The organism is Nocardia sp. FBN12, assembly GCF_054031145.1.
This window is the reverse complement of the sequence record NZ_CM132926.1, coordinates 1,299,265-1,313,046: the sequence shown is the minus strand read 5'-3', so window position 1 is coordinate 1,313,046 and position 13,782 is coordinate 1,299,265. Positions and strand designations below refer to the sequence as shown.

At 68.4% G+C, this 13,782-nt stretch carries 11 protein-coding genes; 5 read left to right on the top strand and 6 right to left on the bottom strand.

Features of this window, described 5'->3' with window-relative positions:
- Positions 1–215: 215 nt before the first annotated feature.
- The 4 genes from ACWZHB_RS06535 (at position 216) to ACWZHB_RS06520 (ending at position 2,650) form a co-directional block, all read left to right on the top strand.
- On the top strand, positions 216–653 hold the full coding sequence (locus tag ACWZHB_RS06535; protein WP_427907018.1) for an anti-sigma factor: 438 nt from the start codon (positions 216–218) through the stop codon (positions 651–653).
- Positions 654–750: 97 nt separating this feature from the next.
- Positions 751–1,587 carry an RNA polymerase sigma factor SigF gene (locus tag ACWZHB_RS06530; RefSeq protein WP_427907017.1) on the top strand — a complete coding sequence of 279 codons (837 nt, stop codon included), beginning with the start codon at positions 751–753 and terminating at the stop codon, positions 1,585–1,587.
- A gap of 139 nt (positions 1,588–1,726) precedes the next feature.
- The gene (locus ACWZHB_RS06525; RefSeq protein ID WP_427907016.1) at positions 1,727–2,146 is read left to right on the top strand and encodes an STAS domain-containing protein; all 420 of its coding nucleotides are present in this window, start codon (positions 1,727–1,729) and stop codon (positions 2,144–2,146) included.
- 75 nt (positions 2,147–2,221) lie between these two features.
- Positions 2,222–2,650, top strand: coding sequence for an anti-sigma factor (locus ACWZHB_RS06520; RefSeq protein WP_427907015.1), 429 nt, complete (start codon positions 2,222–2,224; stop codon positions 2,648–2,650).
- Here the strand turns inward: ACWZHB_RS06520 and ACWZHB_RS06515 are convergent.
- From ACWZHB_RS06515 to ACWZHB_RS06490, 6 genes are all read right to left on the bottom strand, one after another.
- Positions 2,625–3,620, bottom strand: a complete 996-nt coding sequence (locus ACWZHB_RS06515) for an iron-containing redox enzyme family protein (RefSeq protein WP_427907014.1) — start codon at positions 3,618–3,620, stop codon at positions 2,625–2,627. The two genes, ACWZHB_RS06520 and ACWZHB_RS06515, sit on opposite strands and share 26 nt — an antisense overlap.
- Positions 3,620–3,886 carry a CDGSH iron-sulfur domain-containing protein gene (locus tag ACWZHB_RS06510; RefSeq protein WP_427907013.1) on the bottom strand — a complete coding sequence of 89 codons (267 nt, stop codon included), beginning with the start codon at positions 3,884–3,886 and terminating at the stop codon, positions 3,620–3,622. Before ACWZHB_RS06510 ends, ACWZHB_RS06515 begins: the two co-directional genes overlap by 1 nt.
- On the bottom strand, positions 3,843–4,517 hold the full coding sequence (locus ACWZHB_RS06505) for a HemK2/MTQ2 family protein methyltransferase (RefSeq protein ID WP_427907012.1): 675 nt from the start codon (positions 4,515–4,517) through the stop codon (positions 3,843–3,845). Before ACWZHB_RS06505 ends, ACWZHB_RS06510 begins: the two co-directional genes overlap by 44 nt.
- A 1-nt stretch (position 4,518) precedes the next feature.
- Positions 4,519–4,809: a hypothetical protein gene (locus ACWZHB_RS06500; RefSeq protein ID WP_427907011.1), complete on the bottom strand. Its 291-nt coding sequence runs from the start codon at positions 4,807–4,809 to the stop codon at positions 4,519–4,521.
- Positions 4,810–4,875: 66 nt separating this feature from the next.
- On the bottom strand, positions 4,876–5,829 hold the full coding sequence (locus ACWZHB_RS06495; RefSeq protein ID WP_427907010.1) for an Acg family FMN-binding oxidoreductase: 954 nt from the start codon (positions 5,827–5,829) through the stop codon (positions 4,876–4,878).
- A gap of 174 nt (positions 5,830–6,003) precedes the next feature.
- Positions 6,004–11,466, bottom strand: a complete 5,463-nt coding sequence (locus ACWZHB_RS06490) for an ATP-binding protein (protein WP_427907009.1) — start codon at positions 11,464–11,466, stop codon at positions 6,004–6,006.
- A gap of 535 nt (positions 11,467–12,001) precedes the next feature.
- Between ACWZHB_RS06490 and ACWZHB_RS06485 the strand changes: the two genes are divergently transcribed.
- Positions 12,002–13,759, top strand: coding sequence for an FAD-dependent oxidoreductase (locus ACWZHB_RS06485; RefSeq protein WP_427907008.1), 1,758 nt, complete (start codon positions 12,002–12,004; stop codon positions 13,757–13,759).
- The last annotated feature ends 23 nt before the right edge of the window (positions 13,760–13,782 follow it).

Below are 13,782 nucleotides of genomic sequence, written 5' to 3'. Positions count from 1 at the left end.
TCAGGGTCGATTCGTGGGGTACGCGGCATCCATGGAGATACTTGCGATCGTGGCATTGGTCGCCCTCGTCGCCGTGGTTCTCGTGATGCGCAAGAACCGGGGCAGGCGGCCGGGGGAACCGGAATCGACGGGTAACGATCCGAAATGAGTCTGAGGCGTGACCGGATGGTTACGGGGTAACCTCCGGTCAACGGTGGTGGACGAGGGGAGGTGGCGTGCGAGCTCGAGATCGCGATATCGCTCCCCGCTCACGGACCGTCGGCTTCCAGGTGCCCGCCGAGCTCGACCAGCTCAGCATGGTGCACGCGCTCGCGGAAACCGTGCTGCTCGTCGGTGGGTTCGCGCTCGACGAGGTCACCGACCTGCTCCTGGCGCTCGACGAAGTCGCCACCGCGTTGATGCTGGTCGCGACGCCGGATACCCAGCTCGATTGCTCGTTCACCGGTGGCGACGGCGCGCTCGGCGCCCGGGTGAGCGCGCTCGCCCGTGAGCCCGCCGCCGTCGATGAGCAGTCCTTCGGCTGGCACGTCGTCGCGACCCTGACCGACGCGCTTCGCACCGACTACGCCGGCTTCGACCCGGTCAGGGACGGCTATCCGACCACCGTCGAGTTCGGCTGGATTCGGCGATTGCACGGACCGTCCGAGTCGTGACCATAGAGCGCTAGCCTCATAGGTAGGGCATAGCCCCGGGTCCCGGTGGGTACCCCATGAACACATCTGCAACCGCCTGGAAGTGAGGCAAGTAGCGATGACATGGGAATCAACGACAGCAGCCGAACATCCGACCGCCCGGCGATCCCACTCGCGCGGCGACAGCTACGACAACATCGAACCGTGGTTCGAGAAGCTGCGCGCACTGCAACCGGGCGACGAGCACCACGACGCGCTGCGCGGGCAGGTCATCGAACTGTGCCTGCCGCTCGCCGATCACATCGCGCGCAAGTTCAACGGCCGGGGCGAGCAATTCGACGACCTCGAGCAGACCGCCAGGGTCGGGCTGGTGCTGGCCGTCGATCGCTACGACGTCACCCGCGGCTCCTCCTTCCTGTCCTTCGCGATCCCGACCATCATGGGCGAGGTGCGCAGGCACTTCCGTGATCGCACGTGGGCGGTGCGGGTACCGCGACGGCTCAAGGAGATCCAGCTCAGGATCGGCCCCGCCACCGAGGAGCTGTCGCAGCGGCTCGGCAGGCTGCCCAACGCACGCGAACTCGCCGACGAGCTCGAGGTGGACCTGGTCGAGGTCACTCGCACGCTGGTGGCGGGCAACGGCTACCAGACCAACTCCATCGACGGTGTCACCCATGACGGCCGCGACAACTCCACCCAGGCGATCACCGACACGCTCGGCTCGGACGAACCGTGCTACCAGCTCACCGAGGACGCGATGGCGGTGCGCCCGCTGATCGCCGCGCTGCCCGCCGAGGAACGGCGGGTTTTGATCATGCGCTTCTACGAGTCCAAGACCCAGGGCGAGATCGCCGGCGAGCTCGGCGTCTCGCAGATGCAGGTCTCGCGGATCCTGTCGCGGACCCTGGCGTTGCTGCGTGAGCAGGCACTCGCCGAGCCGACGCCGACGCAGTGACAGCAGCGCCGCCACGTGCCAGAATTGTCCTAGGTTGAGACCTCCAGCCGACCCCGGTTCTCGTGCACCGCACATTGCCTGTCGGCCACTGGCCTTCGGTAGTGCGAACCGGAAAAGCCCTGTCGCACAGGAGGTCTGAATGTCTGTCGTCATGGATCGTCGGCACTCGAGCCGGCTGCGCTGGTATCGCGGGTCCTCCGCACACGCCGCAGCCGAGTTGGCGCTGCGCGACCCCGGACGACCCGGCTGCTGGGTACTGCACGCCGGAATCGAACTCGACGCGGCACGGATGCCCCGATTCCGCGCGCTGCTCGACCGCTCGGTGCATTCCGGGGCGCGGGTGGTCATCCTCGATCTGCGCGATACCGAGTTCCTGAGCATCCGGGTCGCGGCGATGCTCGGCACCGCCAAGGCTGACGCGTGGGCACGCAGGGTCGATATCCGCCTGCTCACCGGCCCCCGCGAAGTGGAGCGGGCCTTGGATCTGGTCGGCGTGCGGCCGCTGTTCCGGTACTACCTGTCCATCGACGAGGCCTCCGGATCGCAACCCTGCCACTGACCTGTTTCGCTCCCCCCGATCGTGGGTAAGCGCTCGATGAAGCCCACTCCAGCGCACGCCAGGGAGGAGGACATCGTGGATTCGAGCGACCGGATCATCACCGACTCCGAACACGCGACAGCGATCCACATCCAGATCGACGCCGACCTGGGACAGATCGTCATGCTCCGCGCTGTCGCCGAAACCGTCGCCCTGATCGCGGGTTTCACGGTCGACGAAGTGGCCGACACCCGAGTCGCGCTCGACGAAGCGGCAACCTGCCTGGTCCTCGGCGCGGTGCCCGATTCCCAGCTCCATTGCGACGTGAACGCCGACGGATTCCGGATCCGGATCAGCGTGCGCGGCGTCTGCGGCGACACCGAACCGATCGATACGACGGGGTTCGGCTGGAATGTGATGGGTTCGATCACCGATCACCTTGTCACCGACCACGATCCCTACGACCGCGGACAGGGCGGCTACCCGGTTGCCATCACCTTCACGCAGGTGCGGCGAGTGCACTGATCGGCTCGCGCAGTGAACCGCGGTTCTCGTTCCAGCACCGCAGGACGTGCTCGGCGAAACGATCTTCCAGCAGGTTCGTCGCCTGGATGCCGAACACGATCGACCGGGCTCGGTCAGATTCGCCAGCCAGCAGACCTGCGATGACATCGCGGCGCATCACCTGTTCGTGGACGGCGTCGGCTTCGACGTGCTCGGTGTAGAAGTGCGCGCACGCGGGGTGCGGGAGCAGTGTGCGCGCGAGTTCGGCCAGGCGGCGCGACGCCGGGGACGAGGTGATCTCGGCGGTGGCGAAATGCCCGACCAGCGCGCCGCGCAGGCCGCGGTGCAGGCCGAACAGCGACATCATGTCCACCAGCGCGAGCATCGGTACGGGCACTACGTCGAGGTAGTGCAGATATCGCGGATCGAGGTCGGCGCCGGAAAGCAGATCGGCGAACAGCTGTGCGTGCACGCGTTCGCCGCGGCCACCGCCGAACTCGTCGAATTCCACGGCGACCAGCGACGCCTTCGCCTGTCCGCGCAGGCGCGGGATCACCCAGGCATAGGGGTCGGCCTCGATGTGGTGGTAGATCGAACGGTGGACGAAGTACTCGCGCAGCTGGTCGGGGGTCCCCCGCTCGGCCAGGAAGCCGGCGACGCCGTCGGCGTCGCTGGTGGGTTCGAGCAAGCGGTCGAGTTCTTCGTCGACGTCGTCGCCGCCCGCGACGTCGGCGTGCAGGGCCGCGCGGAACTGGTTTTCCAGATCGCGGCGTAGGCGCAGCAAGTCCGGATCCCATTCCCAGTTCTCGTCGATACCCGCGAAACCCTGGTAGTGGAGTTCGTAGCAGGTGTGCAGAGCGAGCTGGAGATCCTCGCCATAAGGGTCGAGTTCGGGAGCAGCGGGCACCACCGAACCTGGTGAGCGCGTGAGCGATTCGATGACCGCGGCGGACAGTTCGCCACGCGGTTGCGGCAATGGTCGAAGCGGCATCAGTCGGCACTCCGCACACGATGTCGGCGCCGGTGGCTGGTGTCGCACAGTGGATAGGTGCTCGAACGGCGGCACAGACACAGCGCCACCACGAAGCGGTCGCAGTGCAGAACCGCACCGTCGGCGGTGACCAATTCGACAGGACCGTCGATGAGCGCGGGTCCATCCTCGGTCAGGACGACGCGACGCGGCTCAGGCCGCGTCGGCCCGGGTCGGGCCGGCTCAGGCAGGGTCGGCGACGACGGGAGACGATGTTCGGTCGACACGGATCACCACCAGTTCCTCATCGCACTGACCGGCCCTGATGAAGCCGTTCGCGGCGAGCCATCCGGCACGGGCCCGCATCACCGGCCCGAACGGCACCGTTCCGGTTGCCACCACCTGCGCATTCGCTCCGAGCCCGCGCAACTGGCTCAAGCTGCGCTGTGGATCGCTGACCGCCGAATGCACGATCAACCCGACGCCACGTTCGGTGAGGAGGTCCGGCAGCATCGCGCACAGCCGATCGAGCACGCTGCGACCATCCGGGCCCGCGTCCCACGCCAGCGCGGCACCGCGCCCGGCCACTTGCTCGGCGGGAACGTACGGCGGATTCGCGACCACCACATCGAAACGCGGCAACCGTAGCGCCGACGCGAAATCGCCGTGCAGCAATTCCACCGCGATCCCCCGCAGCCGACAGTTCATCCAGGTCGACATCAACGCCGACCAGGACAGATCGACCGCGGTCAGGCTGCCCGCGCCCGCCGTGGCCGCGGCCACGGTGAGCGCGCCGGAACCCGCGCAGACGTCGAGTACCCGGCCGCCACGCAGCGCCGGCACCTCGTGCAGCGCACGGGCCAGCAGCCAGGTATCGGACTGCGGCCGGTAGACGCGCGGTGCCCGGATGACCACCACGTCAGTGCCCCCGCGGGTCGCCGAGGGCCAGATCCTCCTGCGCCTTCACCCGCCGGTGCTCCGCGATCACGAGCCCGATGCCGACCACCAGGCACACGCCGCAGGCCACACCCGCGATCACGGCCCAGCCCGCGAAGCCGTAACCGGCTGCGGTGAGGGTGAGGCCGACCAGCACCAACCCGACCCCGACAAGGATCAATCCGGGCCAGTTCCGGGTGTCTCTGATCGACTCCCCCGCATGGGATCGAGTGGTCCGAGCGTCATCGGGAAACTGCTTCTCTGACTGATTCATCGCGCACGCTCCTTTCGACGGACGTCATCGCCCTGTCGTGGACATGCCCGCAAACCGGCGAGGCAATCAGTCGATGACCTCGCCCACCGGCCGGCGCGGGGTGGATTCCAGCGGCGCCGCGGCATGGGGCATGACCCCGAGCCTGATCATGACGTGGGGAAAAGCACACTCCTGCAGGACCGTGGTGCGGATCTGCTCGCGCAGGTCGAGCATTCCCAGCGGTTCGGATTGCAGGCTGGTCGCCAGGCCGAGGTAGGTGGCCTGCAGCAGCATCGCGCTCGTCGCCTGGCCCGCGCCGAGCTGGGAGAGCTCATTGTCGTTCGGGGTACACACGACGAGCCAGTGCGCCGAGTCGGGTTCGTCGGTGTATTCGGCCAGTTCCGCGTCGGCGAAGACCCGCACCGGCAGTTCGTCCGAGGACCGAGCGGCAGGCGCGTTGCGGGCGGGCACCCCGTTCGGTGCGCCGTGGCAGCCGCTCCACTGCTCCAGTTCCGCCAGATAGCGGGTATCGGTCGCATGCCTGGCGGCGGCGCGGCGCATGGGGGCAGCCAGGTGCGAGAGCATGCGGTCGGGGACGTGGCGCGCAGCGGCCCCGAACCGGGAGGCGCACCGTGACACCGCGCGCAGATCCCGCGCGGGTACCGGCACGCCGGGATAGCGGCGCCGATCGGATTGCCGCAGGTGGATGGCGGCCGCCAGCCGGATGTCGAGATCCGACGGCGGACGCGGCGTGAACCGCACCGTCGCGAGATGGTCGGGGCGTTGCGGATCGGGCAGCCGATCGATGTGGGCCTGCCAGCCCAGCATGGCGAACGCCACTTCGAGGTGATGCAGCGCGGCGCCGCAACTCACCAGCAGGGCGCGCGCCTTGGGGTCGGTCTCGGTGACCTGACGGCCGAAGTCGGCGAACAGGTCGACCCGGCCCGGCTGGATCCGCCATCGCCACGGTTGGGTGTTGTGGACCGAGGGGGCGCGCACTGCCAATTCCAGCGCGTCTCGGCATATTGCGATGCTCGGCATGTCCGACCGGTCTCCCTTCCCGTGCAGGTCGCCAACTCTGCGGATGTGATGCGACGCTTCCAGGGTATATGCGCGGCCGCTGTGAGCGGGAACACCCTGACCTGGGGCTTTGATCCCGACAGACAGCAGAACGGGCCCGGCGAAGTCGCCGGGCCCGGTCCGTGGGGGTCGTGATTACGCGGGCAGTCGAGCCTCGATCGCGGCGATGATCCGCGGACGCAGATCCGCGACGCTGACGATGGCGTCCACCGAACCGACCTCGACGGCGCGCTGGATGTTGTGGACACGGTCGAACTCCGCGGCCACGTCGCCCAGCTTCTCCGCACGCACCGACGAGCGCGTCTCGTCGAGTTCGGCGCTCAACGTGGCGCGGTCGGTGCCGACCGCGTTCGCCACCCGGCTCTCCAGTTCGCGCACGCGCGGATCGGCGGCGGTCCTCGACTTCACCTCACCGGCGAACACCACCGCGGCGGCAGGCGCGCCACCGAGCACCGAGGCGAACGAACCTTCCAGCGCGAGCACCGTCATGTTCGGGTTCAACGCCTTCGAGAACACCACGAACGCACCACCGTGGTAGCGCGAGATCACGCAGAACACAATGGGGCCGTCGAAATTCACGATGGCGCGGCCGATTTCGGCGCCGTACTCGAGCTGCAGCTTGCGCATCGACTCGGGCGAGCCGTCGAAGCCGGACAGGTTGGCCAACACCACCAGCGGCCGGTTGCCGCTGGCCGCGTTGATGGCCCGCGCGGCCTTCTTCGACGAACGCGGGAACAGCGTGCCCGCGGTGTAGGTGTCGGGTCCGTCGGTGGACGGGAAACCGCGCCGGGCCACATTGCGTGACTCGATGCCCAACAGGCACACCGGGATTCCGCCGAGGTGCGCGTCGTGCACGACCGCGGTCTCGGCATCGGCCATGCCCGCCCACCGTTCCAGGACGGCGTGGTCCTGGTCGGCGAGCGAGTGCATCACGGTGCGAATATCGAAGGGCTTCTTGCGATCCGGGTTGGCGGCCGCGGAGAAGATCTCACCGACGGTGGCAAAGGTGCTGTCCGCCAACACATGCGGGAAGCTGGAGATATCGCGGTCGACGGGGTCGGTGGTCTCCGCGCGACGCGGCGCCAGCTCACCGGGGGCGATGTAGGTGTGCTCGTAATGCGCCATGAGGACGTCGCGCGCGGCGGTCAGGTTCGGCGCCCAGTACTGCGCCTGACCGTTCGGGCCCATCACCCGGTCGTAGCCGCCGATGCCGAAGTTGTCCTCGGCCGAGACACCACCGGAGAAGTCCAGCGACTGCTTTCCGGTCAGCACCATGGCCGAATCCGGGGTCATCACCAGCACGCCCTTGGTGTGCATGAGCATCGTGGCCTCGGCATTCCAGTACGGCTGCGCGCCGACATTGATGCCCGCGACGACGATGTTGATCTCGCCACCACCCTGGGTGAATTCGACGATCCGCTTGAGCGCGGCCGCGACCCAGTCCATGTTCTCGGTACCCGACGCCATCGAGATCCGCGCGCCCGAGGACAGCGCGTACCACTCGAGCGGCACCCGCAGGCTCTCGGCCAGATCCAGCGCGGCGATCACGCGACGGCATTCCGGCTCCGAGAGCGCGCCGAGGGACTTGGTGGGATCACCGAGCAGCAGCACACGGGTGACACCCTGCGGATGCTGCACGGTCGGCGTGGTCACCACACCGGCGACGATCGCCGCCTTGTTGTGCCCCTTCGGCCGCTCGACCGGCACCAGCGCATGCTCGGCATCGAGGTCGTACTCGGCGAAATCACCGAGGAGAGCGGTCAATTCGTACGGGTACACGGTGTTGCGAGCCGCGGCGCGCAGCACTTTCTGCCGGTATTCGTCCAACGGCTCGACGGGTTCGTCGGTCCGTTCGCCGACCGTCACATCGGATCCACCGTCGGGGCGGAACGTGATGCGCACGCCGACCTTGGTCAGCTCGCCGGTCTCGGGATCACGCTGACGTGCGATGAGCAGAATCTCCTCGAGCCCCGCACCCGCGGCCGTCGGCAGCACGTGGCCCCCGATGGTCTCGAGCTCCGCGCGAGTGACGTCCATGTGCGGCCAGATGTACATCACGATGCGGTTGGTGTTGAGCCGCTTGGCCGAGGGGAACCGCGACTGGGCTCGACGGATCGAGTCGACGCAGGTGGCGATGGCGCTCTCGGCGGTGGGCAGCGCCACCAGGCGGCCGTCGTGGTCGCGCAGCGCCGCGAGGTCACGGACCTGGGCGAAGGCGATGAGACGCTCGTCGGACGGGTTCTCCTTGGCCACGCCGCGGAACAGGTAGACCTCTTCGTCCGAGGACGGCAAGCGGGTGAGGTCGAACTTGCGCAACCGTTCCAGCTGCATCCGCTGCGCGATGTAGGGGTGCAGACCGCGGATCAAGCGCTCCTCGGCCATCCCGGTCACCGACGGACGGAAGGTGAAGTGGTGGTGCATGACCGAGCCGCCGCTGCCGGCGACGGTGGCGGTGATCCGGTGCACCTGCTTCGGCACCGGATGCGCGCCGAGCACATCCTGCAGCGCCGCGGCCATCGCGTCGAAGTCCTCGGGCTGCGCTTCCCAGCTGAGGTAGATGTCGGCGTCGATGGAGACCGCGCCGGTGGCCAATTCGGCCAGACCGTCGAGTGCGGAATCGAGCTTGTCGAAACTCACGGCGGTCGACACCAGCGTCGAACCGTAGCGTTCGGCGACGACGAAGGTGGTGTCACCGACCTGTTCGGTGCGGACACCGGTGAGGCCCTTGTTGCCGTAGTAGCGCCGCGTCAGCACCTCGAGCATCGGGGTGTGGTCGGGCTTGTCACGCTCGAGCCGCTGGCCGAGCAGCCGCACCAGCGGTTCGGTGCTGCGCACCATCTCGGCGATCCGCGCGCCGCGATCGTCGGCCTGCGGGTTCGCGTCCAGGTAGCTCAGGTGCTTGCGGACGTTGGTGTACACGCGAGCGCGGTTGCGACGCAGCAGCGGCTGGCCGTACCAGGCGTAGACCAGGCCGCGGGCGAGGTCGGCGATCACCGGGAAACGCACCTGCGTCGCCGCGACGAGGCGCTCGAGCGCCAGACCGACGGGTTCGCGCAGCACCTGGTCGGGCATCGGCTCGGTCAGCCATTCGCGCAGCAGCGCGGCGACGACGGTGACGGTGTCGGTGGGACGCTGCTGCGCGAGGAAGATCCGGAAGACCGCCGCTTCGAGGTCGGGCGTCCGGTCCAGCTCGGTGATCCCGTAGTGGCGCAGCGCGGTACCGAGTTTGGCCTGGTACGACTCAGGCAGCCCGGCCCGTTCGACGTCGAGACTCTGCAGGTAGGTGTGGAAGTACTCGCGGGCGCTGTGGACGTGTCCTTGGCCGTGATCGTCGTCGGCCGACCGGTTGTGGCTCAGTTCGGCGAGGTCGGCGAACATCTGCACCAGTTCGAGCTCTTCGGCGAGCGGGCGCAGGCTGTCAGCTACGGCTTCCCGGCGGGCCGCGAGGTAGTCGTCGAGGACGCGACGTTCGTCGTGCGGGTCGACGTCGAAGCCGAGCAGCAGGCTACTCAGGTCCTGCAGGCCGCGGGTCACCCGCTCGTGTGCGCCCAAAGGTGTTGCCGCGTTGGGCAGATCGAGTTCGACGGTGCCGCTGGTCACGGTTTCGGCGGCTTCGTCGTCGTCGGCGAGCGGCTCGAGCCGCAGCAGCGGCGCGCCCGCCTCGACCTGGGTGCCGACGGAGACCGCGCATTCCTTCAGCCTGGCCCGGAAGGGTGCGCGCAGCACCGTTTCCATCTTCATGCTCTCGAGCACGAGTACCGGCGCACCGGCCTCGACCTCGGCGCCGACCTCGAGGGGCGTGCCGACGACCAGCGCGGGTGCGGGCGAGCGGACGACGCCGCCTTCGTCGCGGCTGATCCGGTGGGTCACCCCGTCCACGTCGACCACGTGGGTGGGTCCGTGCGTGCCGGTGATCAGGCGGTAGCGGGTGCCGTTGACGATGATCTGGCCGGTGTGGTCGTCGAAACGCTCGAGGTCGACATCGGCGGTACGCAGGTCGCCACCGGCCTCGATACCCACGCGGAACCGGTGCGCACCGATCCTGGCGACGCGCACGCGATACCCCGCGCCGCGCAGTTTCAGGTCGAGGGGCCGCCCCGATTCGTGCTGCACCTGCGGGCGTCCGCCGGACGCGGTCGACAGCAGTCGATGCCGTTCGACCCGCTCGTCTTCCTCGTAGGCGTCGATCGCGGCCACGGCGAGCGCGATGGTGGAGTGACGATGGGTCACCAGGCGGCCTTCGCCGCGCACCCGGTCGATCCAGCCGGTATCGGCGCTGGCGTCGATGACCTCGGGCTGGTCGAGGAGGTCGAGCACGAAGCTCTTGTTCGTCGCACCGCCCGCGATGACGACCCGGGTCTGGGCCATGGCCCGGCGCAGTCGCCCGAGCGCTTCGTCGCGGTCGTGGCCGTAGGCGATGATCTTGGCGATCATCGAGTCGAAGTCGGCGGGGATCGTGTCGCCCTCGCTGACGCCGGTGTCGACGCGGATGCCGGGGCCCGCGGGCAGGTCGAGGCGCACGATGCGGCCGGGGGCGGGCGCGAAGTCGCGATCGGGGTCTTCGGCGTTGAGGCGGGCTTCGATGGCGTGTCCGCGCTCGGCGGGCGGCTCACCTTCGAGCTTGTGACCCGACGCCACCCGCAGCTGCGCGTGCACCAGGTCGAAACCGGTGGTGAGCTCGGTGATCGGGTGCTCGACCTGCAGCCGGGTGTTGACCTCGAGGAACGCGAACAGCTGGTCACCGGGGTGGTAGAGGAACTCCACGGTCGCCGCGCCGCAGTACCCGACGGCGATCGCCAGGCGCTCGGCGGAACCCTTGAGTTCGGCGGTCTGCTCGGCACTCAGCACGGGAGAGGAGGATTCCTCGATCACCTTCTGATTGCGTCGCTGCACCGAGCAGTCGCGTACGCCCAGCGCCCACGCGGTGCCCTGACCGTCGGCGATGACCTGGACCTCGACGTGCCGGGCGCCCGTGACCAGACGCTCCAGGAACACGACGCCGCTGCCGAAGGCGCGGGCGGCTTCCTGCTTGGTGCGCTCGTAGGCGTCGACGAGTTCGGCTTCGTCGGTGATCACGCGGATGCCGCGACCGCCACCACCGGCGGTGGCCTTGAGCATCAGCGGGTAGCCGATCCGGGTGGCCGCTTCGATGGCGTCTTCGACGGTGTCGACCGCGCCCCGGCTCCACGGTGCGACCGGCACGCCGACTTCCTCGGCGATCAGCTTGGCGCCGATCTTGTCACCGAGCTTGCGCATGGCCTCGGCGCTCGGCCCGACGAACGTGACGCCGATGTGGTCGCACAGCTCCGCGAACGCGGGATCCTCGGCGACGAAGCCCCAGCCGACCCAGGCCGCGTCGGCCTTGGTGGTGACGAGGGCCTTCTCGAGCGCCTTGAGATCCAGGTACGGGCGTGCCGACGCCGGACCGAGGTCGTAGGCGATATCGGCTTCCCGGACGAAGGTGGCATTCCGGTCGACGTCGGTGTGCAAGGCGACCGTTTCGATCGGTAGCCCGGTCGCCGCCGCCAGATCACGGACGGCGTGGATGAGGCGCATGGCGGCCTCGCCCCGATTCACGATGGCGATACGGCTGAACACTCGCCGACTCCTTCCATTTACCCAGGACATCGTCCTGCGGGTGAGGTTTGCAACTCCCGGTCCGTGCGCAGTCTGCACCCCCGTGCCCCATATACAAGCACCGTGCGCGGGTTACCGGCACGTAGCCAAGTCACGAGCGGCCGCCGAGCACCATACAACCCGACGAACACGAGCGGTGGAAGACGCCGAGATGTCCAGCGGCCGGCGTCGCGATGCCTCGCGGTTGAACGATCACATTCCCCCAAGCGAGTGGACGGCCAAGGTCTGCGGTCCCGGACCATCCACTCACTTCGAGATCCTACCAATCATGTTGACCTACAACATATTCGAGGTCATCTCACGCTCTTCCCACCGACCGATCAGCAGCCGTCCGCAGCGTTGCTCGGCGCGATCGGATCGAAGGGGGCCGCCGGGGGTACGTCCGGATCACCGGGCAGGACTTGCGGCGGGTTGGCGTCCACTGTCATCGGTGCCATAACTTCGCGCCCGAAATCGTGAGTTCCGCCAGTGGGCGCGCCGAACGGGTCGCTTCGGCATGCGGGCTTCTACCGTCGGGGCCGTGTCAGAAGATTCCCCCGCCGCCTGCGACTACGACGTCCTCATCGTCGGGTCCGGGTTCGGTGGCAGTGTCACTGCCCTGCGCCTGGTCGAAAAGGGGTACACCGTCGGTGTCCTGGAGGCCGGTCGCCGGTTCGCGGACGCGGATTTCGCCGCGACCAACTGGGATCTGCGCCGGTACCTGTGGGCGCCGCGGCTGGGGTGCTACGGGATCCAGCGCATCCATCGTCTGCGCGACTGCTTCATCCTGGCAGGCGCCGGGGTCGGAGGCGGTTCGCTGAACTACGCCAACACCCTCTACAAACCGGGCGCGGCGTTCTTCGGCGATCGCCAGTGGGCGGGCATCACCGACTGGGACGCCGAGCTCAGCCCGCACTACGACCAGGCGCGGCGGATGCTCGGCGTCGTCCGCAATCCGCACATGACCCCGGCCGACACCATCATCGAGTCGGTGGCACGGGAGATGGGAGTCGGTGACACGTTCGTGCCGACCCCGGTCGGTGTCTACTTCGGCGAGCCGGGCCGGACTGTCGCCGACCCGTATTTCGGCGGCGCCGGACCGGAGCGCACCGGGTGCATCGAGTGCGGCGAGTGCATGACCGGCTGCCGTCACGGCGCCAAGAACACCCTCGTCAAGAACTATCTCGGATTGGCGGAGCAGGCGGGGGCGGTGGTCACACCGATGACCACTGTCACCGCGATCCGGCCGCGGTCCGACGGCAGCTGGCTGGTCGACACCGAACGCACCGGAAGCTGGGTCCGTAAACACCGCGCCACTGTGTCGGCACGGCATGTCGTCCTGGCCGCAGGCACCTGGGGAACCCAGCACCTGCTGTTCCGGATGCGTGACACCGCGGTACTTCCCGACATCTCGCCGCGGCTGGGGGTGCTCACGCGCACCAACTCCGAAGCCATCCTCGGCGCCGGGCGCACCGAGGTCGACCCTGCCGTCGACATCACCAAGGGCGTCGCGATCACGTCCTCGTTCCATCCCACACCGAACACCCATGTCGAACCAGTGCGCTACGGCAAGGGTTCCAATGCCATGGGATTGCTCAACACCTACCTCGTCGACGGTGATCAGCGACTGCCGCGATGGTCGCGGGTCCTGCTGATCGCCGGGCGCCACCCGGTACAGACCGTGCGACTGTTGCGCACCAGCCGCTGGAGCGAGCGCACGCTGGTCCTGCTGGTGATGCAGAGCCTCGACAATTCGATCACCACCTACACCCGGCGCGGACTGTTCGGCCGCCGGTTCACCAGCAAGCAGGGATTCGGCGAACCCAACCCGTCCTGGATTCCGCCCGGCCACGAGGCGACCCGTCACGTCGCCGCGAAACTCGGTGCGACACCGGGCAGTACGTGGCCGGACGTTTTCAACGTGCCGATGACCGCGCACTTCATCGGCGGCTGCGTCATCGGTCCTGACGCGAGTACGGGCGTCATCGACCCTTACCACCGGGTCCACAGCTACCCCGGTCTCAGCGTCGTCGACGGTTCGGCGATCTCGGCCAACCTCGGTGTCAATCCGTCACTGACGATCGCCGCCCAGGCCGAACGCGCCGCCGCGCTGTGGCCGAACAAGGGCGAACCGGATCCGCGCCCGGCGATGGGCGCTGCGTACGAGCGGATCGCCGCGGTGGCGCCGAACGATCCCGTCGTCCCCGCCACCGCGACCGCCGCCCTTCGCTTGCCGATCTGGCCGGTCACCGCGTCCACCGACGAGGACCGTTGAGCTCGGTGTAGAGAATGCGATGA

Bases quoted from the DNA above. Each gene is read 5' to 3' on its own strand.
- ACWZHB_RS06525 (WP_427907016.1), top strand. From the start codon at position 1,727: ATGTCTGTCGTCATGGATCGTCGGCACTCGAGCCGGCTGCGCTGGTAT.
- ACWZHB_RS06515 (WP_427907014.1), bottom strand. From the start codon at position 3,620: ATGCCGCTTCGACCATTGCCGCAACCGCGTGGCGAACTGTCCGCCGCG.
- ACWZHB_RS06500 (WP_427907011.1), bottom strand. From the start codon at position 4,809: ATGAATCAGTCAGAGAAGCAGTTTCCCGATGACGCTCGGACCACTCGA.
- ACWZHB_RS06485 (WP_427907008.1), top strand. From the start codon at position 12,002: ATGCGGGCTTCTACCGTCGGGGCCGTGTCAGAAGATTCCCCCGCCGCC.
- ACWZHB_RS06530 (WP_427907017.1), top strand. From the start codon at position 751: ATGACATGGGAATCAACGACAGCAGCCGAACATCCGACCGCCCGGCGA.
- ACWZHB_RS06495 (WP_427907010.1), bottom strand. From the start codon at position 5,829: ATGCCGAGCATCGCAATATGCCGAGACGCGCTGGAATTGGCAGTGCGC.